At 36.6% G+C, this 22,617-nt stretch carries 24 protein-coding genes; 16 read left to right on the top strand and 8 right to left on the bottom strand.

Going from position 1 to position 22,617, the window contains the following annotated elements; translation table 11 throughout:
• Nucleotides 1–19: 19 nt before the first annotated feature.
• From L0B53_RS15810 to L0B53_RS15800, 3 genes are all read right to left on the bottom strand, one after another.
• Nucleotides 20–865, bottom strand: a complete 846-nt coding sequence (locus L0B53_RS15810) for a hypothetical protein (RefSeq protein WP_235060568.1) — start codon at nucleotides 863–865, stop codon at nucleotides 20–22.
• Nucleotides 866–872: 7 nt separating this feature from the next.
• Complete coding sequence (locus L0B53_RS15805) at nucleotides 873–1,415, bottom strand: hypothetical protein (RefSeq protein ID WP_235060567.1); 543 nt, start codon at nucleotides 1,413–1,415, stop codon at nucleotides 873–875.
• 120 nt (nucleotides 1,416–1,535) lie between these two features.
• A complete protein-coding gene (locus tag L0B53_RS15800) occupies nucleotides 1,536–2,180 on the bottom strand; it encodes an alpha/beta hydrolase (protein WP_235060566.1) in 645 nt (214 codons plus the stop codon).
• Nucleotides 2,181–2,297: 117 nt separating this feature from the next.
• Between L0B53_RS15800 and L0B53_RS15795 the strand changes: the two genes are divergently transcribed.
• A complete protein-coding gene (locus L0B53_RS15795; RefSeq protein ID WP_235060565.1) occupies nucleotides 2,298–2,582 on the top strand; it encodes a UTRA domain-containing protein in 285 nt (94 codons plus the stop codon).
• A gap of 50 nt (nucleotides 2,583–2,632) precedes the next feature.
• On the opposite strand, the gene L0B53_RS15790 is transcribed toward L0B53_RS15795, so the two are convergent.
• From L0B53_RS15790 to L0B53_RS15780, 3 genes are all read right to left on the bottom strand, one after another.
• Nucleotides 2,633–3,307 (bottom strand): IS66 family transposase, encoded by a 675-nt coding sequence (locus tag L0B53_RS15790; protein WP_235060564.1) that lies wholly within the window; start codon nucleotides 3,305–3,307, stop codon nucleotides 2,633–2,635.
• Between the two features lie 36 nt (nucleotides 3,308–3,343).
• Nucleotides 3,344–4,051 (bottom strand): hypothetical protein, encoded by a 708-nt coding sequence (locus L0B53_RS15785; protein ID WP_235060563.1) that lies wholly within the window; start codon nucleotides 4,049–4,051, stop codon nucleotides 3,344–3,346.
• Between the two features lie 349 nt (nucleotides 4,052–4,400).
• Entirely contained in the window at nucleotides 4,401–5,285 is an 885-nt protein-coding gene (locus L0B53_RS15780) for a LysR family transcriptional regulator (protein ID WP_235060562.1), read from the bottom strand.
• A gap of 96 nt (nucleotides 5,286–5,381) precedes the next feature.
• Here L0B53_RS15780 and L0B53_RS15775 point away from each other — a divergent pair, with 96 nt between their 5' ends.
• The 13 genes from L0B53_RS15775 (at nucleotide 5,382) to iadA (ending at nucleotide 18,858) form a co-directional block, all read left to right on the top strand.
• Nucleotides 5,382–6,470, top strand: coding sequence for an FAD-binding oxidoreductase (locus tag L0B53_RS15775; RefSeq protein WP_235060561.1), 1,089 nt, complete (start codon nucleotides 5,382–5,384; stop codon nucleotides 6,468–6,470).
• A complete protein-coding gene (locus L0B53_RS15770; protein WP_235060560.1) occupies nucleotides 6,467–6,757 on the top strand; it encodes a (2Fe-2S)-binding protein in 291 nt (96 codons plus the stop codon). Before L0B53_RS15775 ends, L0B53_RS15770 begins: the two co-directional genes overlap by 4 nt.
• Nucleotides 6,741–6,881 carry an FAD-binding protein gene (locus L0B53_RS15765; RefSeq protein WP_235060559.1) on the top strand — a complete coding sequence of 47 codons (141 nt, stop codon included), beginning with the start codon at nucleotides 6,741–6,743 and terminating at the stop codon, nucleotides 6,879–6,881. Before L0B53_RS15770 ends, L0B53_RS15765 begins: the two co-directional genes overlap by 17 nt.
• Nucleotides 6,836–8,089 carry an FAD-dependent oxidoreductase gene (locus tag L0B53_RS15760; protein WP_311197324.1) on the top strand — a complete coding sequence of 418 codons (1,254 nt, stop codon included), beginning with the start codon at nucleotides 6,836–6,838 and terminating at the stop codon, nucleotides 8,087–8,089. Before L0B53_RS15765 ends, L0B53_RS15760 begins: the two co-directional genes overlap by 46 nt.
• 11 nt (nucleotides 8,090–8,100) lie before the next feature.
• Nucleotides 8,101–9,510, top strand: a complete 1,410-nt coding sequence (locus tag L0B53_RS15755; protein WP_235060558.1) for a sodium:solute symporter — start codon at nucleotides 8,101–8,103, stop codon at nucleotides 9,508–9,510.
• A gap of 109 nt (nucleotides 9,511–9,619) precedes the next feature.
• Nucleotides 9,620–9,898, top strand: a complete 279-nt coding sequence (locus tag L0B53_RS15750; RefSeq protein ID WP_235060557.1) for an MmgE/PrpD family protein — start codon at nucleotides 9,620–9,622, stop codon at nucleotides 9,896–9,898.
• On the top strand, nucleotides 9,895–10,875 hold the full coding sequence (locus L0B53_RS15745) for an MmgE/PrpD family protein (RefSeq protein ID WP_235060556.1): 981 nt from the start codon (nucleotides 9,895–9,897) through the stop codon (nucleotides 10,873–10,875). The genes L0B53_RS15750 and L0B53_RS15745 overlap by 4 nt, the downstream gene beginning before the upstream one ends.
• A 612-nt stretch (nucleotides 10,876–11,487) precedes the next feature.
• Nucleotides 11,488–12,408: an isoaspartyl peptidase/L-asparaginase family protein gene (locus L0B53_RS15740; RefSeq protein ID WP_235060555.1), complete on the top strand. Its 921-nt coding sequence runs from the start codon at nucleotides 11,488–11,490 to the stop codon at nucleotides 12,406–12,408.
• A gap of 23 nt (nucleotides 12,409–12,431) precedes the next feature.
• Nucleotides 12,432–14,273 (top strand): ABC transporter ATP-binding protein, encoded by a 1,842-nt coding sequence (locus tag L0B53_RS15735; RefSeq protein ID WP_235060554.1) that lies wholly within the window; start codon nucleotides 12,432–12,434, stop codon nucleotides 14,271–14,273.
• An 11-nt stretch (nucleotides 14,274–14,284) separates the two neighbouring features.
• Nucleotides 14,285–15,784: an ABC transporter substrate-binding protein gene (locus tag L0B53_RS15730; RefSeq protein WP_235060553.1), complete on the top strand. Its 1,500-nt coding sequence runs from the start codon at nucleotides 14,285–14,287 to the stop codon at nucleotides 15,782–15,784.
• Nucleotides 15,785–15,846: 62 nt separating this feature from the next.
• Nucleotides 15,847–16,764 carry an ABC transporter permease gene (locus L0B53_RS15725; protein ID WP_235060552.1) on the top strand — a complete coding sequence of 306 codons (918 nt, stop codon included), beginning with the start codon at nucleotides 15,847–15,849 and terminating at the stop codon, nucleotides 16,762–16,764.
• A gap of 11 nt (nucleotides 16,765–16,775) precedes the next feature.
• Complete coding sequence (locus L0B53_RS15720; protein WP_235060551.1) at nucleotides 16,776–17,675, top strand: ABC transporter permease; 900 nt, start codon at nucleotides 16,776–16,778, stop codon at nucleotides 17,673–17,675.
• Between the two features lie 10 nt (nucleotides 17,676–17,685).
• Nucleotides 17,686–18,858: a beta-aspartyl-peptidase gene (gene iadA, locus L0B53_RS15715; RefSeq protein ID WP_235060550.1), complete on the top strand. Its 1,173-nt coding sequence runs from the start codon at nucleotides 17,686–17,688 to the stop codon at nucleotides 18,856–18,858.
• Between the two features lie 136 nt (nucleotides 18,859–18,994).
• Here the strand turns inward: iadA and L0B53_RS15710 are convergent, their stop codons facing one another.
• Entirely contained in the window at nucleotides 18,995–19,351 is a 357-nt protein-coding gene (locus L0B53_RS15710) for a hypothetical protein (RefSeq protein WP_235060549.1), read from the bottom strand.
• Nucleotides 19,352–20,182: 831 nt separating this feature from the next.
• Between L0B53_RS15710 and L0B53_RS15705 the strand changes: the two genes are divergently transcribed.
• Together L0B53_RS15705 and L0B53_RS15700 are read left to right on the top strand one after the other, a co-directional pair.
• Nucleotides 20,183–20,518 carry a hypothetical protein gene (locus tag L0B53_RS15705; RefSeq protein WP_235060548.1) on the top strand — a complete coding sequence of 112 codons (336 nt, stop codon included), beginning with the start codon at nucleotides 20,183–20,185 and terminating at the stop codon, nucleotides 20,516–20,518.
• Between the two features lie 570 nt (nucleotides 20,519–21,088).
• On the top strand, nucleotides 21,089–21,271 hold the full coding sequence (locus L0B53_RS15700; RefSeq protein ID WP_235060547.1) for a hypothetical protein: 183 nt from the start codon (nucleotides 21,089–21,091) through the stop codon (nucleotides 21,269–21,271).
• A 373-nt stretch (nucleotides 21,272–21,644) separates the two neighbouring features.
• Here the strand turns inward: L0B53_RS15700 and L0B53_RS15695 are convergent, their stop codons facing one another.
• Nucleotides 21,645–22,532, bottom strand: coding sequence for a haloalkane dehalogenase (locus L0B53_RS15695; RefSeq protein ID WP_235060546.1), 888 nt, complete (start codon nucleotides 22,530–22,532; stop codon nucleotides 21,645–21,647).
• Nucleotides 22,533–22,617: the final 85 nt, after the last annotated feature.

Genomic DNA, 22,617 nt, shown 5'->3' with positions numbered 1-22,617 from the left:
ATGATCTGATCATAATTCCTTAATATCGTTCCCTTTTTACCGCAAATATTTGTGTAGAAGAGTCAGGTTCTGTAGAGCTTAGACTCAATGCATAATCTTTAATGACTTTGTAAGCATTAACCTTGTTACTAATGTCGTCAATTTGATTTTGAATAGTTAAAACTGCACTGTCCAAATCTGATTTGGTAACGACGTCTTGAAGGTTTATGGCGTTCGCAATGTTTTTAATTTGTTGTTTTAGGCTTGATGTACCAATGGTTAATACATTATCAGTGATAGACTCTTCATTTGAAAATGATATACCACCATTCGATGCGGTTGAGAGCTTCATTGAGTATTGGTAATTATATACATTTTCTGTTGTGATACCACTATCACAAGAGTAGGTAATCATTGTATCTCCTGCTGAATAAATAGGAGCAACACTATAATCGATAGATTGAATAGGCTCACCAGCTGGAATAAGAGTATCTGTATAATAATTTCCAGCATAATAATCAGCAATTGAGATAGGTATATCACAAATTATTTCTTTTGCAGTTCCATCACTTAATAACGGTGTATTTTTTATTTCTGAACGAGTGATAAACCGTAAATAATCATTACCACTATTAATTGAATCATTGACTTCTATGGACCATACTTTTCCAAGTTCTGTTGATACATCGGTATCAAAAAAAGTCAAACGGACATTATTTTCTGAGAGCATGAGTGCTGATTGATTGAAATCCATACCATTAGAACAATCATAGCCGACACAGAGTTCACCTTGAACAATAACAGTATCATCGAGAACAGTAGCCGTTGATAACGCATTTCCAGAAAAGAATATAAGCGGCAAGATATTATATATGTTTTTATTCATGCGACACCTATAACCCATCAACTTCAGTGATTAAAGTATTTAACTGTGAGGTTAAAGAACTTATAGCGGCATCTAATTGTGACTTTGTTACGGCATCACTATCAGCGGTTCCATCAGCAACATTGACGATTCGTCGTTCATCGCCGGTTGAGCCAATAGAGACTGCACCATCAACTAAGGTAGATCCTGAGCCTAAAGCAACCCCTCCTCCTGATGATGATGTTGATATTTGTAATACTTTCGATGAAGCACTGGCATCTTCAATGTAGAATACAGATGAACTTGATGCTGAATCATCAGATACTGCCCCGATAGCCCAATCATTTGAAGGAAAAGATGCAGAGGCAGACGTGTCATTTAAACGTAAAATGGGATCATCAGCTTTAATTCGTAAAGTATCATAATCAAAATTTTCATTACTACCACAACTATTAGAACCAGCACACAAAGACCCTTGAACTATCACGCTGTCAGTATATGTCGTTGTAACAGAATAACTGTTAGCTGATAATAATAGTAATAATATAGCTGAGTATTTAATTTTAAACATGACATTGATACCTTATGAAATTTAATCATCTTTCTTAAGGTTAAACGTAAAAAATCTAATATCTACTCTCACTAAATGATAAACTTATTATAAGTTAAGTATATTCTTCGAAAATAGTGTTTATTGATTGATTACATTAGCAATACCAAATTGTTCAATTTCTTCTGTTGTCATATAATAAATATCATCCGCCGGTGCTGAATCTAGAGTAAAGAAGTAAAACTCTTCGGGTTGGTCTAGGCCGATAAAAGCATAATAATTAATGTACATAAGGTGGTTGGCATCAAGAGGAGCTGATCGAGAAAGCTTACTCCCTCTTATATCATCATTGCTTGCCCATTCATGAATACCAATTAAAGCGCCTTGTTCAATTGTTCTTTGATTTCCTGCTAAGAAAAGATCTGTGCCTCCAGATGCAACCATTCCATTACTTTTCATCAGTGAATTGATACCTTGTTTTCTTATTTCTTTACTTAATGCTAGGTTCACTTCATCATCAATGGAGCCAGGGACATTGACAAAAATGAAACGATTTATATGAGGGTTAGCTTCGATTAAATCTTCATAAACGTCGAGAGAATCTGAACAAATTACACCAGAGATATAAGCATCATTGCCTTTAACTTGAAATGACAAACCAGTTTCATCCGGTGATAAATCGTCAAAAAAACAATTAGAGGTAAATGTGTTAGTCTGATGGTCATATGAATGAGAAGAACAAGCAGAGATTAATAAGATAAAAATAGCAAAAAGAAATTTATACATGGTTCCACCTAATATTCAATGTAGGATTACAATAATTACTGTGTCGTTTCATTAAAAGGTTAGGACCTATTCTTTGTACTATCAAATATTTTAAAATAAGTAGACATCTAAAAATTAATGGGAAGATTTTATTTCTTTTCTAACTTACAGTTTGATGACTTATTGAAATCAAAATATGCATTAATTGAAGCGTATACTGGTCTGCATATCGCCAGAAATCGAAAAGTCATGAGTGCTGTTCACCCAGTCGAGCATATAGCAAAAGAATTAAATATATCAAAAAAAACACCCATAATTAAGGAAGAGGTCATTGGTTATTTTGATAATGATGTCGCTTTTGAAGTTGGTATTAGTTTTTATCGCGGTAATAATTATGAGTTTAGTTTTGATGCATTGAGATAGTAAAAGTGCCAGCGTCATCTTTAATAGAATAGTTCAAAGAATAATCAGCATTACCTATTTTTAGGATCGACATTATCCTGTTTTGGCATAGCACCACGACCCACAGGGGGATCACAAGGGTGTCGTTTTGGCATTAAAACAGGAACTCGTAATTTGATCACTCGAGGCTCCGCTTTTTCTAAAATAACGGCATCAAATTGTAAATAACCCAATGGTTTTGTTTTCCAACTTTTAAATACTTGTTGATACCATGACGGATTAACCGACTCACTAATGGATAAAAATTCACGTTCACTTAAATTATCGTCAATCGGAACGTAAGCAAACATGCAATCACGATGATTTAATAAATAAGTTGTATAGCTCTTGCCTTTGATAACATGACCTTGAGAATCGATAGGCCTGAACTTTATCTCATAATCTCCTGTCGATGTATTACCGTGTGCATTATTGCCACTTTTTAAATGATTTGAAAAATGAAAGAGTGGATTAGTGATAACAACAGGAACATGCATTAAATTTCTTACTTCAAAATTTAACACATTTGGCCATAATGGATTAGATGCACCAATATAGTAAGTGATATGGACCGAGACATCTCGAAGCTTGGCTTTTCTAAATAAGTAATACCAACCGGCAAATAAGGCTAAGGCAATGGTAATAATATCCCAAAATCCCATACTATTTAGTAGTTGTAATAACTTAACTATGTCTGAATAATCCATTATTCTTTTTTACCTTATCAGAATATTACCTATAACTTAAAACCGTCGATTTAGTGCGAGAAAATAAGTTTGTCGTTGACCAAAACCCGCTTCCATTAAGATATTCCAATCGCGATTAAAGCTATATTGGAGACCTAAAATGGTATTCCATTCTTCATCACTACTCTGATCAACATCAAAGCTGGCATCGTCCCCAATGATACTCATTAACTCATCAGGGAGTCCTAGGCTTGCTATATCTCCTGTCAAACGTTGCTGAACATCTTGGTACATTGCTCCAGCAAAGAGACCTAATTCACGTCCAGCGTCAAACTCCCAACGATAACCCACCCTTGGTGCAACGATAAAGGTTTTGATATCTCCATCGATAGCATCAATACTTGTGTAGGTATAATTTAAGTCAACTAATCCAAACCAATTACCAACACCACCCGCAACTGTCGTTCCAATGCCATAAGTGCCCCCATTTAAATCTAATGAAAATTTGGCGCCATCAGGTAGATTGATTTCACCAATTAAATCACAAATAAAACTGCCGGTGCATGAAATTGAATCAATTTTCGCTTCAGTTGATCCATTGGTGTACCCGATAATTCCATAAACATTTAAAAAAGGAAATATCCAAACATCACCCCGAGCCGTTAAGTTATAGCCTTTAAAGCTGGCTTGGTCAGCGCCGATATTTAATGATTCTAAAAGAGGGCTGCCTTTTAGCTTGATGGCTATTGACGGTAATGGAATCATTAATATCCATATAAGAAAAAGAGAGACCATAAGGTTTAGGTAAGGTATACCCTCGTTTTTCAGCTTCATCTCCCCATATCGGAAATAATGAGTCTTGAGCAACAGTCATCGTTGAGAAAAAAGAGAGAAGTAATAATGTTTGTATTTTCATATCAGTTAATGATTGTCCTTAATAACACTATTCTAAATAATAGAGAGTTTATTCCCTTAAATAATCAATCAGATGTTGCACATTTAATTGACTACTAAACTATCGCAAAGAATAAAAAAATATCAATATGCATTTACTTTCAAATAGACTGGAAATTAGGACTTTTTAAATTGAGAGCGCTTAACTGAGTCAAAGATGCTAAATGGAAGCACACTTTGTCTTCAAAAAGTGAAAAAAGGTTGATTTTATTTCTGAATCATAAGATATATTTGATGATAAAATTGAGAAATGAAAAGGGATATCTTCTTTTAATTCTTTAATTGAATAACCAAGTGGATAGTTAGATTTCGCGGTATAAGGATCAATGATGGCACAGCCCATATTATTCGCAACAAAGTGGCAACCTACCGTGTGAGTTGAAGTATGAAACGAGATTTCGGGGAGTTTTTTAAAGAAGTTAAAGAGCTCATCCTCAGAAACCTTATTCATCGGTGTGACACCAATATAAACAAATGGATACTTGATTAATTGTTGGCAACTTAATATATCTTGATCTTCTAATGGGTGCTGTTTTGGGATAATAGCAACCTTTTCTGCTTTAATATGCTCTAAATAATAAGCCGCTGCACTTGGCACTCTCATTGCAATTCCAATATCAACAGTGCCTTTTTTGACGGCGTTGATGACTTCTGGAGAACTCTCCAATATTAATTGAATTTTTATATCTGGATGCTGTTGTGTAAATTCTGCAATCACTTCAACAAGAAAACCATTGGCGATAGAAGGCATGGCAGCAATGATAATTTTATTTTTATCGGCAAGCTTTATTTGTTTGGCTTTATTATCCAATTGTTCAAGAGAATAAAGGGTTTCTTTAGCATATTGATAGAATAATTTGCCATCAGCAGTAGGTTGAAGCCGTCTTTTTACTCGCTTGAATGATTGAAACCCTAATATGTCATCTAATTGAGTTAACATTTTACTCGCTCTTGGTTGTGATAACCCCATTTTTTCTGCAGATTTTGTGATGTTTTTGTTTTCTATTACTGCGCAAAAGAGGGTGAGTAATTCGGGCTTAATCATAAGTTCATTCCTTTTTATTATGATTTCATAATATAAACATATTTTACAGTTATGTAAACGGTGTGTATATTGCGTGTAACTTTCAAGGAGGAAGCCGTGTCAAATATAATAATTATCGGTGCTGGTGTTGTAGGCTTAGCGATTGGCTATGGGCTAGTTAGTCGTGGGGAAAGCGTTACAATATTAGATGAAGGTGCAGAAGGATTTAAAGCATCAAGAGGTAATTTTGGGTTAGTTTGGTGTCAAGGTAAAGGCTTTGAGAAGCAAGATTATGCGCGTATTACATTCCAATCCTGTCAGCAATGGGATGCATTTAGGCAGGATTTAGAAACAGAAACTGATTTATCCGTTGATTATGATAATCGCGGTGGACTTTATTTTCTTTTTGATCAAGACGCACATAAAAATAGAATTGAACGACTTGAATCGATTTATTCTGACTCTCAGCAACAAATTGACTTTGAAATGCTATCAGGTGAAAAGTTAAAAACACTCATGCCTGAACTTGGAGATGAAGTGTATTCGGCCTCTTTTTGTCGCCATGATGCAACTTGTGATCCACTAAAACTGGTTTATGCATTAAAACATGCCTTGATTAAAAAAGGTGGCCAGATCAAATATGGTCATAAAGTCCATGATATTCAATCATTGGATCATGGGGTGCAGGTTGTCAGCGATAAAGAGCGTTTTAGTGCGGATAAAGTGATTATCTCAGCAGGTTTAAGTAATACCGAATTATCTCAATGTGTTGATATTGAAACACCGCTAAAAGCAATAAAAGGTCAAATCCTAGTTTCTCAACGATTACCAAAAGTTTTGGATTTTCCAAGTTTACAGGTTCGTCAAACAGAAGAAGGAACGATTATTTGTGGTGATTCCCATGAAGATGTTGGCTTAAAAACAGAAACAACCATGGAACATCTACAAAAAATATCGACTCGTTCAATGAAGATCTTTCCAATGCTGTCTCAGCAATCGGTGAATCGAGCATGGGGTGCTTTGCGAGTGATGACGCCAGATACGATTCCAATTTATGAACAATCAAAACAGGTCAAAGGAGTCTTTAATGTCTCTTGCCATAGCGGGATCACATTAGCTGCATTTCATGCCAATGAGTTGGCTGAACATATTATTGCCGGTGAGTTACCTGAGTCATTTTATGCTTTTAGAGGAGATCGGTTTTGAGTTTTATTAAATTAGTTCAACAAACCAAAATTGAGATAAATGTCGATGAGCAAATTTATTTGGTGAATGAAAACCAAAGTCTTGCCGCGGCATTACTAGAGGTGAAACTGTTCCGATCTTCTGCTCATATCCTGAAAGGACGTCGAGTTGCACCTTACTGTTTAATGGGTGTTTGTTACTCATGCCTTGTGGATATTGATGGTAAGAAAAACCAACGTTCGTGTATGTTGCCTGTCAAAAGTGGAATGATGATCAAAACAGGAGATCAATATGACCAAGCTGTTTGATATTGTCATTATCGGTGCAGGCCCTTCTGGAATGATGGCGGCATTAACGGCCAGAAAAAAGGTTTATCTGTTGCGGTTATTGATGAACAAGCAACACCAGGGGGGCAAATATTTCGATCGTTAAGCAAAACCCCATTAACAGATAAAAATATCTTAGGTGAAGATTATTGGTCAGGAGAATCACTGGTTATTGAATTTTTAAACAGTGATATTATGTTCTATAACCAAAGTTCGGTTTGGAATGTCTCTGATGAACAAGAAGTATTCTTTACCAAAGAAGGGGTTACTCAAGTTGTCCATTATCAAACCTTGATTTTAGCGACGGGGGCGATTGAAAGAACGGTTCCATTCTCTGGTTGGGAACTACCTGGTGTATTGACTGCGGGTGCAGGACAAATCTTATTAAAAGATGCTGGAACGTTAGTTGAAGATGTTGTTTTAGTGGGTTCAGGACCATTGTTGGACGTATTAGCGAATCAATACGTACAGGCAGGTTATCCTCCTAAAGCGATTATTGATACTACAGTGTCGAGAAATTATATCTCTGCTTTGTCTTCTACGTTATCTGCGTTAAAAGGATGGCGTTATATGCTAAAGGGCTTCAAGCTCAAAGCAAATTTATATAAAGCAGGGATTAAACGTTATTATTTTGCGAAAGATTTAACGGTATCAGGCGCTGATCAAGTTGAAACGATCTCTTTTCGTTCAATCAAAAAACAGACATTAACGGCTTCTCATGTCATGGTGCATTTTGGGGTTATCCCAAACATTAATATTTGTCATGCTTTAGGATTAAAAACACAATGGGATGCATCACAAATGTGTCATCGTCCTGTTTTAAATGAGCAGTTCTTGTCAACAAGAAAAGCAACGTATGTCATTGGGGATGCGCAAGGGATCTCCGGTGCAAAAGCGGCACAATTAAATGCCCAAGTCGCAATGGCAACTATTTTACAAGATAGTGAGTTAAAAAGAGAAACAGAGAAGCAGCTGAGATCTGATGTTGCGATCAGACCATTTCTTGAAGCATTGTTTAAAATTCCACCTTCACAAATCACCACATTGCCAGATGACACGGTAATGTGTAAATGTGAAGCTGTAAAAATTAAAGATATAAAACAGTCTTTTTTGACAGGGTCTACGTCATTAAATGATTTGAAAGTTGATACCCGTTGTGGAATGGGTGCATGTCAGGGGCGTCAATGTGGTAATGCATTAATGCTTTTTTCTGCCGCGATGAATAATCAACCTATAAGTGAAGTTGAGTATTATAAAATTAGGACGCCAATCGTCCCCGTGACATTTAAAGAGATGTCAGAAACCAAATATTAAAAGGAGTTAATATGGATGCAATACAGTGGAAACCATTAATTGTTATTGGATTTTTTATGTTGGGGATGCTTTATATCGGTTATCTCTCTTCAAAGAAACTAAAAACGAGTAAAGATTTTTTAGTTGGTGGTCGTAATTTTGGCTTATTAACCGTCACGGCAACACAGTGTGCTTCAGCCTTTGGTGGCGGTATGATGATTGCTCATGTCGGTATCGGTTATAAATGGGGCTTTGCTGAGCTTGGCTATATGACAGGGATCTTTATTGGCGGTGTTGGCTTAGCTATTTTTGTTGCTCGCTGGTTAAGACAACAAGACTTTTATACCACGACTGACTGGTTAACGCATCAATATGGTGAGTCTAAGGTATTACGTACTGTTGGTTCTACTATCTCTATGATGTTGACGATGAGCTGGTGGGTTGCACAACCTGTTGCTGCTGGTAAATTATTAAACGTATTAACAGGAATGCCAACAGAAGTCGGTATTCTTATCTGTGCAGTGGTTGTTATGCTGTATACCATGGGCGGCGGCATTTTAGCGGTTGCTTATACGGATGTTGCACAGCTAGGTTTAATGCTAATTGCCGTTGTTGTTGTTCTGCCATTGGCAATATCTGAAGCGGGTGGTTTAGAAACAGTTTTTGCAACGGTTCCTGAAGCTAATTTAACCGTTATGGCGCCGGGTGCGGTTATTGTATGGGGATGGATATTAACCTTGATTCCTGGTCAATTAGTTTCTCAGATCTATCATCAGCGTATTTATGCGTCAAAAACAGACAAAATTGCCCGTAATAGTATGATTTTAAAATCTGTTGCGTCAGTTTTTATGGGTATTTGGGCTGCGTTATTAGGCATGAGTATCTATACCATGAACCCAGAACTGGGTGATAAAGAAGCGGCAATGACATGGGCATTGGTTGAGTTATTACCTGAATGGTTATCTATTATTATGCTAGGCGCGATTGCTGCTGCGATTGTCTCTACTGCCGATTCTGCATTGCATAGTACCGTATCATCTTTAACTCGTGATATTTATCAAAAAGTCTATAAGCCAGAAGCAACAGACAAAGAGATTATTCGATTCACAAAACTTGCGGTCATGATTGTTGGTTGTATTGGTCTATCTATTGGTTTATTTGCCCCTTCTGTCTTCTCGATTCTATTAATGGGATCAATGTTAACGGCGTCAGGTCTACTGATCCCATTATATGCGGGACGTTTTTGGGATGGCGGCACAAGACAAGGTGCGATTTCTGGGATGATTGCGGGTGTTGTGACTTCATTTAGCTGTAAACACTTTGAACTATTAACCCAATTACCAGGTATCGCTTGGGGTATCTTTGCTTCTGCAATTGTCTATTTCTCTGTGAGTTTTGCGACTCGAGAAAAAGCAGAAAAACGTGTTACGGCAAGAACCTAATTATTGTTAATGTGATGCTTTGATTCAGTGTAACGAAATCATGCATAATTAAAAAAAGACCAGAGCGGATGACCTCTGGTCTTTTTTTTATTCATTTAAGGAAAAGAATATGGATATTATCTCTTTTATAAAAAATACGACATTTGAGCAATTACCCGAAGCTGCTATTGAAAGTGCAAAGCGTTGTTTGTTGGATTGTTTAGGTGCGATGAATGCGGGTTTAAATCAAGAACCGATTAAACGTTTAGAACAAAAAGTAGCAGAAAAAAATATATCATTGAGTCAATATGAACAAGATAAGTGGGCGCTGTTTTTGAATGTTCAAGCTGCAACCTATTTTGATATAGATGATGGTCACCGAAAAGCTCAAGGTCATCCAGGGGGGTGATTATTCCGACTGTTTTACAATATGCTAAAAAACATCATCTTGATATGAGTGAAGTGTATACCAGTCTTGTTATTGGTTATGAGGTTGCGGTTAAAACGGCAGTAAGAATGCGAGAAGCTGGTGGGCCAAGAAAAGGGTCGGGTGCGTGGAGTACCTCTGGAGCTGTTGCTGCATTATGCTATTTGATGAAATTAGATAAAACTGAGATCAGTCATGCGCTGGGATTTTGTGATTATTATGCGTTTCAAGCTCCTCAAGACTACTCATTAGCGACACCTTCTGAGATGAAAGAAGGAATGGCTTACGCACCAATATTGGCTAAACAGTGTATAGAGCAAGCTCAACTGGGGCTTACTGCAATGAAACCCATCCTCCTCTCTTCCTCTTTTGAGGTGCAATATGAAATAACCCAATGCTATTTTAAGATGTTTGCATGTTGCCGCTTCGCTCACCCCGTTATCGAAGCAATCTCTTCCATCCATCCTGAGATTGTCATTCAGGATATTGAACAAATTACCGTTTATTCTTTTGATAAAGCAACGCTATTAAATCGAACAGAAATTAATAACCCAATAGAAGGGATGTATTCTATTCCATATGCTGTCGCGGTTTGGTTAAGTGAGAAAGCGATCAACCCTGAGCATATGCTAGAGGTGAATTATCAACGGGATGATTTATTGAATTTGGCGAAAAAGATAAAGATTGTTGAAGATAAGGCGATTACCGCTCGTTTTCCACTTGAATGCTTAGCGAGAATTGACGTTATGCTTATTGATGGAACAATGATTGAAACCCCTTTATTTTCTGCAAAAGGTGACCCAAGTGATCCATATTCAAATCAAGCATTAATTGAGAAGTATCATCGCCTTTCATCATGGTTACCAAGAGAAAAAAATGAAAGTATCTCCTTTGAAATTTTTGAGGGTGGACCTGACTCTAGTCTTACTTTAAATTGGCTATATACCCTTCATACTTGAAGTCGCTAGGTTGTTGGCGGTACTGGATCGCCCCTATCATAGAGTACACCTATACTTATGGGGCTTCACTCACTTGCCGCCGGCTAGCAACGCCAATAATTTTAGGTATAGTCATTATCTGTTATGGAAAAAGTCTTTTTTATTCTCCTGAAAAAGCACTTTAATCCATTCACTTTATTGAATCTATTATGCCTTTTTAAAAGTGTTATATTCGATGGGGAATTTGGCGTGTTAATCTTAGGCAACTAAGCGATTCTGATTTTTCTAATCCTTACCAAATTTTGTTGTAATTTTACTAGTGAATCTTTCACCCATTATTTACTTATAAAGCAGTCAACAATATGGCTTTACTGATTAAACTTGGTTTATAGTTGTTAATTATGGTTAAATTATAAGCTATGGTTGGAATGGTGTTAAACTCTTTCACCTGAGGTTTTCCTTAATGATTTCACCTGTTAATCTGATTTATTCGATATAATATATTGAATATTCTGTTTTATTTGTTTTTTATTATCGCTTTGTTTCTAGCTTGTGTGTTGGTTGTGGTTGACATGGCGCAAGTAAGTTATTAGTTTGTTTGTATTATAATTACAATAAGCTATGAGGAAACGGATGTATTCAATAGCAATTCATGGTGGTGCCGGTGCCATCCAAAAGGCAAATATCACATCAGAACAAGAAAAAATGTACCATCAAGGTCTGCGGGATGCGATCGATGCTGGTGAAGTGATTTTAAAGAGTAATGGTTCAGCTGTTGATGCCGTTGCTGCTGCTGTTTGTTCACTTGAGAACAATCCAATTTTTAATGCGGGTCGTGGTTCTGTGTTTACCTCAAAAGGTGACCATGAAATGGATGCTGCCATTATGGATGGTAAACATCGTAATGTAGGTGCAGTTGCCGGTATTTGTGGCCCCCAAAATCCGATTAAAGCTGCACAGCTCGTTTTAGAAAAAAGTCCGCATGTATTTTTTGTTTCTAATCAAGCAGAAGAGTTATGTAAAACGCATAATCTACCTTTCAAAGATAAATCCTACTTTCATACTGATGCTCGCTGGAATGCACTTCAAGAAGCTCTTCGTTTAAAAGAAGAAGGCAAAATATCAGATGATCCTGCTGTTCGTCATGGAACGGTAGGGGCTGTTGCACTTGATAAAGCGGGTAATTTAGCCGCAGCAACATCGACAGGCGGAATGACAGCCAAAGAGCCTGGACGAGTTGGAGATAGTCCTGTTATCGGGAGTGGAACATTTGCTGATAATCGAACTTGTGCTATTTCAGCAACAGGCCACGGTGAAATTTTTATACGTTTTACTGTCGGTTGTGAAATTGATGCCCGAATGAAGTACCTTGGTGAGTCATTAGAAAAAGCTGCCAATCATGTTGTTATGGGTGAGTTGTTAGAAAATGATGGAACTGGTGGGATTATCGCCGTCGACTTTGATGGAAATATCACGATGCCATTTAATAGTGAAGGAATGTATCGAGCTGCAGTAAAAGAGGGTGAAAGCATTACAACTGCAATTTACAAATAATAATAAAATCCAAGGAATGGGTAATGAGCGAGTTAATTCAGATAAATAACCTCAATGTCTCTTTTCAGACGTTACAAGATAAAAAACACGTATTAAAGAATATTAATTTACATGTTTCTAAAAATGAAATCCTAGCTGTTGTTGGTGAGTCAGGCTCTGGTAAGTCTGTAATGAGTAAAGCTATTATGGGTTTACTTGGTGATAAAGCAGAAAATCAAGGTTCTATTTATCTTCATGACTCTAAACTTAATGACGATAATTTAGATATGCTTACTGCTGATAAATCGAGTATTCGACAAATCCGTGGTGATGAGATATCAATGATTTTTCAGGATCCAATGACCTCTTTGAACCCATTGATGACAGTTGGACAACAAATTGCTGAAACAATCTTAATCCATCAAAATAAATCAGTCTCAGAATCTAGAGAAGAAGCGGCAAGAATGCTTGATTTAGTTCGAGTCCCCTCTGGACGACAAGTACTTGATGTTTATCCTCATCAACTTTCTGGTGGTATGAGACAACGAGTGATGATCGCAATGGCATTAGCCTGCAAACCAAAGTTACTTATTGCAGATGAACCAACAACGGCGCTAGATGTAACTATTCAGGCCCAAATACTGGCTTTGGTCAAAGGTTTGCAGAAAGAGCTTGGTATGGGCGTGATCTTTATTACTCATGACATGGGAGTTGTTCATGAAGTCGCAGATCGTGTTGTTGTTATGTATAAGGGTGAAGTATTAGAAACCGGTGAATTAAACCAAATATTTCATGATCCACAACATGATTATACAAAAGCATTATTAAAAGCAGCGCCACGTTTAGGGGCAATGAAAGGTAGGGATGTACCTTACTCTTTTCCTGTCTTAACTATGGAAGAAGAATTAGCAGGGCGAGGTGGCAATGTTGCTGAGATCCCTGGTAAGCGCGTTGATTATTCAAAACCACCCCTTTTAACTGTTAATAATTTGCATGTTATCTTCCCAAGAAAACATAGTTTTTTTGGCAAAGTGACACATCAAGTTCATGCTGTGAGTGATGTTAGTTTTGATCTTTGGCAAGGTGAAACATTAGGTATTGTTGGTGAATCTGGTTCTGGGAAATCAACAATTGGTAATGCTATTTTAGGTCTATTAGATGAAGCTGAAGGCGAGCTTTATTATCAAGATATTGATCTATTATCACCCAAGAAAGACCAATTTAAACTGATTAAAAAAGACATTTCTTTTATTTTTCAAGATCCATTAGCATCATTAAATCCTCGAATGACAATAGGCGAATGTGTTGAAGAACCATTTTTGATCCATATGCCTGAGTTACCAAGAGCCGAGCGTGAAGAACGAGCGAAAGCATTATTAGAAAGAGTTGGGATTGACCGAGATCTTTATCGTCATTATCCCCATGAGTTTTCTGGCGGTATGCTTCAAAGAGTAAATATAGCACGAGCTTTAACGATGAAGCCGAAGATTATTGTTGCTGATGAATCCGTCTCTGCATTAGATGTGTCTGTTCAAGCAACGGTTTTAAATTTAATGCTTGAGCTACAAAATGAATTTGGAATTTCATTTATTTTTATTTCTCATGATATGGCGGTTATTGAACGAGTATGTCATCGAGTAGCTGTATTAACAAAAGGACAACTTGTTGAACTAGGGACTCGTTCTGAAATATTTGAGAACACCCAACATTCATATACGAAAAAATTACTTGCTGCGATTCCATCTATTGAAACAGAGCGAGATAAACCGAAAGAATTTGAATTGATCACAGAAGATATTCCTGACCCAATCTTCCCTGTTGGTCAATCCCCTAAGGCATTAACGAGCCAATTTTTATCTAAAACCCATATGTATGTAACAGAGTAAAAGGAATTACCATGAAAATGAAAGCTTTAGCGCTTAGTGTTGGCGTATTATTAAGTGCGAATGTATTTGCAGCACAGGACTCAGTTGTTGTCGCAACACCAAGTACAGTACAGACGTTAAACCCTCATAATGCAACAGTCACTTTGGATATGAGTATTGCAAGTGCAATCTATGATGGCTTGTTCAAATTTAATTCAGACATGAAAGTACAGCCAAACCTTGCAACTGGTTTTACGGTTAGTGAAGATGGTAAGACTTATACGATCACTTTACGTGAAGGTGTCTTATTTACTGATGGTACGCCATTCAATGCCGCTGCTGTTAAATACAACTTTGAAGATGAAATCTCGAAAAAACAACGTAGAGCATCGTTATTAAGTAATGTTGCAGAGTTTGAAGTGGTTTCAGATACGGTTTTAAACGTTCATTTAAAAACATCAGATAATACTTTTATCAATAATATTACTCACCCAAGCCAAGGGATGATTAGCCCAACGGCAATGAAAAAATACGGTGATGACATTAAGAAAAACCCAGTAGGTACTGGACGTTTTATGCTAAAAGAGTGGATCCGTGGCTCTAAAATATCAATGGTTGTTAACAAAAACTATTGGGGTGACAACGCAAATGTTGAAAAGTTAGAGTTTCGCGTTGTACCTGAGGCTGGTTCACGTTTAGCGATGCTTAAAAGTGGTCAAGCACAAGTTATGATCGACTTGCCAACGACAATGAAGCCTGCAGTTGTTCATGATAAGAAGCTTCAATTAGAAGCGGTGCCATCAATTATTGCACGTTATTATGCACCAAATAATCAGAACGAGATCCTATCTAATCATAAAGTTCGCCAAGCGCTAAATTTTGCCATCAATAAAGATGCTTATATCAAAGTTGTTTATGGTGGTAATGCGGCAGAATTAAACTCAATTATCCCTGAAAAAATTGAAACTTATGAAGCGCAAAAACCATATGCTTATAACGTACAAAAAGCCAAAGAGTTATTAGCAGAGGCGGGTTACCCAAATGGATTCAAATTATCTATTTGGTCTAAGAATAATACGACATCTTCGCGCTCTTCTGAATTTATTCAACAACAATTAAAAGCGGTAGGAATTGAAGCTGATATCGTTCAACGTGATGTTGCGAGCCACTACTCTGCGGGTGATACAATTAACCTTGAAAATACCCCTCCAGTATTATTTGAAGCAGGTTGGTCATCTTCATCAGCGACAGTGGATTGGGCTATCCGTCCTCTTTACGCAACCACTGGCTCTTCTAACTATGGTTACTATTCAAATGAAAAAATTGATCAGATGTTAGTTGAAGGCCAGAAAATCTTAGATCCGATTAAGAAAGCAAACTTATACCATGAAGTGCAAGAGATTGTTTGGGATGATGCAGCTGCAGTTTGGACATCGACAGATGTAAAACTTAATGCTAAATCAGCAAAAGTAAGTGGTGTTGACTTATTACCAGATGGTTCTTTATCTATCGGTCAAGTTAGTTACCAATAAAAAACATTGGCGGCTAATGGATTTAGCCGCCCCTTCAAATAAAAAATATAAGAAAATATCATATGTCTCAGTATATTATAAAAAGACTACTGGGTATGGTCGGCGTCATGTTCTTGATTGCAATTATTGCATTTCTTTTCGTTCATGCACTACCTGGTGACCCAGCTCGAATGATCGCAGGCTTGGATGCAAGCGCTCAAGATATCGAAGCGGTTCGTCAACAGTTAGGTTTAGATCAACCCCTTTATATTCAATTTATCGATTTCCTTTTTAATCTGTTAAATCTAAACCTTGGTAACTCAATGGTATCAGGAGACTCTGTCTTTGAGTTGATTTCTGAACGTTACCAAGTTACAGCAGCATTAGCGATGGCATCTCTTTGGTTTATTCCAGTGGGTATTATTTTAGGTGTAATTGCTGCGGTTTATAAATCTAAACTGCCCGATCGTGCCAGTATGATCGTTGCTGTTTCAGGTATATCTATTCCTGATTTTTGGTTAGGATTAATTTTAATCCAAGTTTTCGCTGTTCAATTAGGTTGGTTTAACCCAACCGGTTTTGATGGTATGAGAGATTTAGTGCTTCCATCCATTACTTTAGGAACAGTAGGTACCGCTATTATTGCACGCTTCACGCGTTCAGCCTTTCTTGATGTACTCAATGAGAATTATATTCAAACGGCTCGAGCTAAAGGGTTAAGTGAATTTAGAGTACTATTCCGTCATGCCTTTAGAAATGCGATGTTACCGATTATTACTGTAATTGGTCTGCAAATAGGTTTTGTATTAAGTGGCTCAATCGTTGTTGAAAGTATTTTCGGATTGCCTGCTTTGGGTTCATTTTTGATAGATAGCGTTAATGCGCGTGACTATCCTGTTGTTCAAGCATTATTGATTCTCTATTCACTTCATTTTGTCGTTATCAACTTTGTGGTTGATATGTTGTATACCGTGGTCAATCCACAAATAAGAATTAAATAGGGAGATAATGTATGAAAACCCTTTCGATGGGGACGCTGCATCCCCAGCAAGAGAATATAGTAACCAAAACACTTTCTCCTTTTGCGATGTTTTTAATTCGTTTTAAACGTGAAAAAACAGCGATTGCCGCATTAGTTATTTTGGTCATTATGTTATTAATGGCAATTTTTGCACCGTTGTTTTTGACATATTCAGCGACAGATGTTGATTATAATAATATCCTTTCGCCACCATCTTGGGAGCATTGGGCTGGGACTGATCTCTATGGTCGAGATAACTTTTCACGTCTGATTTATGGTGCAAGAATCTCATTATCTGTGGGCTTTTTATCGGTAACGATTGGCGTTATTGTTGGTTCTATTTTAGGTGTTATGAGTGGTTATTATGGCGGTATTTTAGATGCGATAGTTATGCGCGTTGCCGACATTTTATTTGCTTTTCCAAGTTTCTTATTAGCCATTGGTATTGTGGCGGTATTAGGTGGCGGTATTATTAATGTGATCATCGCTATCGCTATTTTTAGTACTCCAATGTTTGCCCGAATTGTTCGTTCCCAAACACTTTCTGTTCTTAATTCGCAATATGTGAGAGCAGCAAAAACGATGGGTGCGAGCCATACTCGAATCATGTTTAAGCATATTATCCCTTCGACCATCAGTAGCATTCTTGTTTATTTTACAATGAGAGTAGGGACATCCGTATTAACTGCTGCAAGTTTGAGTTTCTTAGGCCTAGGTGCCCAACCACCTTCTCCTGAGTGGGGGGCGATGTTGGCCTCTAGTCGAGACTTTATGGCTGTTGAAGGATTTGCTTATTTAACTCTGTATCCCGGTCTGTGCATCTTTTTGACCGTATTATCTTGTAATGTATTAGGCGATGGAATTCGTTCAGCATTAGATCCAAAAAATTAGAGGGAAAAGTATGCAAACGTTAATAAAAAATGCTGAAGTATATGCGCCAAGCTATCAGGGAAAACAAGATGTATTAGTCGCTGGCGGGAAAATAATCGCTATTGAAGCCTCAATAAATGGTGATCAACTTTATGGAGATGTAAACATTATTAATGGAGAAGGGAAATACTTAACACCTGGCTTCATTGATACACATCAGCATTTTATTGGTGGCGGAGGGGAAGGTGGATTTTCAACTCGAACACCAGAACTTGTCCTGAGTGACCAAACGCTTAATGGCGTAACGACAGCATTAGGTTTATTAGGAACAGATCATTTATCTCGACATGTAGAAACACTTTTTGCTAAAACGATGGGTTTTCGAGATGAAGGTTTATCTGCTTATATGATTACAGGTTCTTATTTTTTACCTTCACCGACGATTACAGGTGGGGTGATGAGTGATATTGCTTATATCGAACCAGTTGTTGGTGTCAAGCTCGCTGTATCCGATCATCGAGGACCTTACATTACGGATGAAAAAGTTCGAGATTTAACAGCTGAAGTTAGAAATGCCGCCTTAGTTTCCAATAAAGCCGGTATTATCACGGTTCATACTGGTGCAGGTAAAGCTGGATTATCTCAGATATTAAAAGTGGTTGAAGAGACGGATTACCATGCTGGTATTTTTGTTCCAACGCATATTAACCGTGCAGATGTCTGGGAGCAAGCGGTGCAGTTGGCTAAACTAGGCTCAGTTATTGATGGGACAGCACTCTCTGATGATATGATGCAAAGAACAGGGGCAATCTCTTGTGCAAAAGCCACTCAAATTTCGATTGAGTTAGGCTTTGAGAATAACTTTACTTTTAGCTCTGATGCTGGTGGCTCCCTTCCTAAATGGAATCAAGAGCGGACTAAAGTGTTAAGTATGGGAGTAGGGAAACCAAATAATTTATTAATAGAAGTAAAGCGCGGCATGAATGAACTAGGTCTAACATTAGATCAGATGTTGAAGCCGATTACCGTCAATGCTTCTAAACAACTAGGCCTGTCTGATTTTAAAGGTGAGATAAAGACAGGTTTTGATGCGGATATGCTTTTGATTGATAAAGAGGCGATGACCATTGATTATACCTGGTGTAAAGGCAAATTAATGGTTGAAGCAGGTGTCGCTACAGTAAAAGGTATGTTTGAAGGGTAATCTTCTTTTGTATGTATTAATGTTGATTTCTTTGTAGTTCTACCTTCATCGATTTGAGATTATTAGTAATTTACTTCAAATTTAATAGCTAAAACATCCACTATCGATGTTAGTGGATGTTTGTTAATCTTATCTATTAAGAGAACGTGTTGTTTAAAATAGATTTGACTCGTTTGGGTGTGATACTCTGGTTTTCACCAAGTTTAGTGAAACCGTTATCTTCAAGCATCGAAATGACCGTGTTAATTGCTTTTGCTTTATCTTCAACTGGGAATGTTATTGGTGATTGCATCGTTTGATAAAACAGCCCAATAGCATTAATAGTTCTTTCTGCAAGATCTTTACTTGGGTTTAAAGAAAAAACATTTTTTCCCATTTGTTCTAGTTTCTCACGCTTTTCATCAATCATTTCACGAAGCAGGTGAGTGTGAACCATCGTTAAAGAAGCGGCATGATCAACACCCCAGAGAGCGGTTAATTCATGCGAGATCATATGAGTAGACCAATCTAAAGGCTGATTTAAGCTTAGCTGACCATTTTTTCTTGATTAGCACAAAATATGCTATAAAAATGGCTTAACCCAGAAATAAACGCATCCAATTACACCTCTTCCTGCATAGAGTTCTGCAAAGGGGGAGCATATATCACTCAAACTAGCTCTATATATGCAGGGTAGAGTATATTTATTCAGAAAGGTGTTAGAACGATAAGATAGAGCTATCATCATTCTACAACGACATTTTTCAGCGTATATAGACTTAATGTTTCACTAATTGCTATCTTATTTTCTTTTTTGACATCTTAATATCTGAGATTAAATTATCCACGTTATCATTAGGTTTTAATGTTACTTTTTTTAATAATTTACCATTAAGGATTGTATAATCATTGGTAGGCAAAAAACATTCACCATTAATGACTATACAATCCTCATCTTCACTGCAAAATTTTCTATTATCCATAATTTATCTCAAACGTAATTTACATCGTAGAATTACGATACCTTACTTTAATATTTTATTCTTGATTTTTTTATTAAATTGTCAGTTTTGTGTCATTTTTTTGTTTTATTTTTATGGCAGTGATATTGTATTCATATAAATTAAACCCATACTTTATTTATCAAGGGAATCTTTTATTGAAAATAATACATTACTTAAGCTGTTTGTAATCAATTTCGAGTGCAAGTTTTGTATCAGGTATAAATTGAACAAAGTGCTTCCCGTCCTAGTGTTGTGAATGCCTAATTGTTGAATACTTTAGAGAGTCTATACTTAGATTTAATAGGTAGAAATAATCGTAAGGTTAATGACTGGAGTATGAGATGAATGAAATTACAAAAAAATTCAAAAATGAGATGATAACAGCAATAAATCAAATACAAACAGTAAGTTGTGTCGAGCACCCTTCACATGCAGATGTTAACTATTTTGAGCTTGAGTTATTTCATCCATTGAGAAAAACGATAAAAATTCAAATTAATTATATCCTCTATTCTCATTATGTTGACTTTACTCTCTCATATAAAGGAAAGTTTATTTCATCTGTCACTATTCATGATACTTTTGACGAATTAGACGATACGAATCAACAACACTTTATAACCAAGATTCGCGCTCTAATTTGTGAAGTTTATCAACTCCCTTACTTTAATGACTAAGCCATTTATTGTTAAGATGTAATTAAATTCGCATTATGGATAGAGATTGGTATTTATTTCTTTATTTTTTATGTATTTATATCTCTTATACTTCTCTCGTCTTGGGTGTTGTAGACATTGATTAATTTATTAGCCATTCAATTATTCTTGTTAAGATATTGATGTGGAAACTTATTTCTAAATAGATGTATTCATTTTGTTTTATTAAATCAAAGTGTAATTTCCTATCATTATTTACTATGGAAAATATAATGGATATAAATGGTATTTTTTATAGTGAATTCTCTCTTAATCAGAGCGATAAATTTCATATATGTTGTATCATATGTAAGTAGTGTTTGTTTTAATTCTATGATTGATGAAGCGGTGAGAAATAGTTGATTTAATAGAATGTATTCAAATTAAAGATGAATAGCGTTGCAGTATATATATATTTATTTGAAAACAAAAATTAAGACTACTCTCAATGCCATATAAGAGATTAAGAAAACATAATATGGAGTTGATGATAGTGATCATATTAGTACTGATTTTAACGTATTTTTTAGTTTGAAAAGTAAAGGAATAGAGATGGATGTTGAGATAGAGTTACAGATTACAGAATTAGAGGAAAAGATCACTAGAACTGAAGGTTTTATTCAAACACTGGTTCCAAGTGAGTATCTAACTAATGACTTTATTAAGGCAAATAAGAGAAGTGTTGCCAACATGAAAGTACGTATTGCTCTTCTTCGAAAGTACCATAAAGTATAATAAATCTGCGAGCCGTGTATAGATAAGTGACAATATAGTGTCTTTATTTTTGATCTGGTGATTTAGTTTTACTTTTGTTACCGAATCATGCGTTAAGTTCTGTTTACTCTTAAAATACAGGTTTATCTCTAAATATCCGGTTTAGACGACATCGATACAGTGATGATTTAACGTCTAATGAATCCGAGCGTAATTCCTTTTTTCGGCAACATTGACAATAATATGATCATAAATTAGTCCTAAATGTGTAAGCACATTTAGGACGAGACATTTTATACGAGTAATGCTCAATCAGATATGAAATAAAGAAAGGGATCGGTTGCAACCTAATAAAGCATTTAACCGACCACCACAAACTTTAAATTAATAAGACTTATTCAGGCAACCAGTCTACGATTGCTTGTCCAATTTCATCTGCACTGTCTTCTTGGATAAAGTGAGCACCAGATACGGTAACTTCTTGTAAGTTCGGCCAAGTGCGAACAAATTCTCGAGCATAGCCAACAAGAAATGCGCCAGGTTGTGCGTTAATAAATAACTTTGGTACGTCCGTTGAGTTTGCTAAATAGTTGGCATAGGCAACAACTAAAGCGACAGTATCCTCAGGCTGACCTGCGATTGGTAACTGTCTTGGGCCTGCTAATGTAGCTCGACGATCTTCACCTGCATTGGCAAAAGGTTTTCGATAAGCTTGATGTTCAGTGTCGGTGAGAGGGCGTAAAATGGCACTTGGCAATAATGTTTCGATAAAGAAGTTATCTTCTAAAGCCGCTTTATCTCCAGCCTCAGAACGTAGCATTTTTATTGGTTCATGCAGATCTTTGGGAAAGTGATCCCATGTAGGGAATGAGCAGACAATGGCTTCCATAAATGCAATACCTTTGATAGCCTCTTGATTATGGTTTGCCCAGTTGAAACCAACGCCTGATCCCCAATCATGCAGCACGAGTGTGACATTCTTATTAATACCTAAACTGGCTAAAAGTGCGGAAGTATATTTCGTATTCTCTGCTAATGAATAGTTGCCATCACAGGTATTATCGAGCTTATCACTGTCTCCCATACCAATCATATCAATGGCGATTAAGCGGCCTTTTCCTTCAAGATAAGGCATGACATTGCGCCAAAGGTAAGAAGAGGTTGGATTGCCGTGTAAAAATAGAATCGGGTCACCTTCACCTTCATCAATATACGCCATCTTTTTGCCAAGAACGTCTTTAAATTTCTTCTGATAATCCAACACTTCGCTATGATTCGTCATTTTCAAACTCCTTTTATATGATTGAGTCATACAATATCGCTATTTTTATATTATGTCTAGATTAATATATGACTTAGTCATACAA

This window comes from Vibrio sp. SS-MA-C1-2, assembly GCF_021513135.1.
Lineage (GTDB): Bacteria > Pseudomonadota > Gammaproteobacteria > Enterobacterales > Vibrionaceae.
The sequence above is the reverse complement of the archived record's forward strand: the minus strand, read 5'-3'. Positions and strand labels throughout refer to the sequence as shown.

What these genes read in the sequence shown, in the direction of transcription:
- L0B53_RS15795 (WP_235060565.1), top strand. Translation starts at nt 2,298, where the DNA reads ATGGGAAGATTTTATTTCTTTTCTAACTTACAGTTTGATGACTTATTG.
- L0B53_RS15780 (WP_235060562.1), bottom strand. Translation starts at nt 5,285, where the DNA reads ATGATTAAGCCCGAATTACTCACCCTCTTTTGCGCAGTAATAGAAAAC.
- L0B53_RS15805 (WP_235060567.1), bottom strand. Translation starts at nt 1,415, where the DNA reads ATGTTTAAAATTAAATACTCAGCTATATTATTACTATTATTATCAGCT.
- L0B53_RS15790 (WP_235060564.1), bottom strand. Translation starts at nt 3,307, where the DNA reads ATGGATTATTCAGACATAGTTAAGTTATTACAACTACTAAATAGTATG.
- L0B53_RS15800 (WP_235060566.1), bottom strand. Translation starts at nt 2,180, where the DNA reads ATGTATAAATTTCTTTTTGCTATTTTTATCTTATTAATCTCTGCTTGT.
- L0B53_RS15710 (WP_235060549.1), bottom strand. Translation starts at nt 19,351, where the DNA reads ATGATCTCGCATGAATTAACCGCTCTCTGGGGTGTTGATCATGCCGCT.
- L0B53_RS15785 (WP_235060563.1), bottom strand. Translation starts at nt 4,051, where the DNA reads ATGATTCCATTACCGTCAATAGCCATCAAGCTAAAAGGCAGCCCTCTT.
- L0B53_RS15700 (WP_235060547.1), top strand. Translation starts at nt 21,089, where the DNA reads ATGGATGTTGAGATAGAGTTACAGATTACAGAATTAGAGGAAAAGATC.
- L0B53_RS15720 (WP_235060551.1), top strand. Translation starts at nt 16,776, where the DNA reads ATGAAAACCCTTTCGATGGGGACGCTGCATCCCCAGCAAGAGAATATA.
- L0B53_RS15810 (WP_235060568.1), bottom strand. Translation starts at nt 865, where the DNA reads ATGAATAAAAACATATATAATATCTTGCCGCTTATATTCTTTTCTGGA.
- L0B53_RS15725 (WP_235060552.1), top strand. Translation starts at nt 15,847, where the DNA reads ATGTCTCAGTATATTATAAAAAGACTACTGGGTATGGTCGGCGTCATG.
- L0B53_RS15730 (WP_235060553.1), top strand. Translation starts at nt 14,285, where the DNA reads ATGAAAATGAAAGCTTTAGCGCTTAGTGTTGGCGTATTATTAAGTGCG.
- L0B53_RS15750 (WP_235060557.1), top strand. Translation starts at nt 9,620, where the DNA reads ATGGATATTATCTCTTTTATAAAAAATACGACATTTGAGCAATTACCC.
- L0B53_RS15740 (WP_235060555.1), top strand. Translation starts at nt 11,488, where the DNA reads ATGTATTCAATAGCAATTCATGGTGGTGCCGGTGCCATCCAAAAGGCA.
- L0B53_RS15755 (WP_235060558.1), top strand. Translation starts at nt 8,101, where the DNA reads ATGGATGCAATACAGTGGAAACCATTAATTGTTATTGGATTTTTTATG.
- L0B53_RS15735 (WP_235060554.1), top strand. Translation starts at nt 12,432, where the DNA reads ATGAGCGAGTTAATTCAGATAAATAACCTCAATGTCTCTTTTCAGACG.
- L0B53_RS15705 (WP_235060548.1), top strand. Translation starts at nt 20,183, where the DNA reads ATGAATGAAATTACAAAAAAATTCAAAAATGAGATGATAACAGCAATA.
- iadA (WP_235060550.1), top strand. Translation starts at nt 17,686, where the DNA reads ATGCAAACGTTAATAAAAAATGCTGAAGTATATGCGCCAAGCTATCAG.
- L0B53_RS15695 (WP_235060546.1), bottom strand. Translation starts at nt 22,532, where the DNA reads ATGACGAATCATAGCGAAGTGTTGGATTATCAGAAGAAATTTAAAGAC.
- L0B53_RS15765 (WP_235060559.1), top strand. Translation starts at nt 6,741, where the DNA reads ATGACCAAGCTGTTTGATATTGTCATTATCGGTGCAGGCCCTTCTGGA.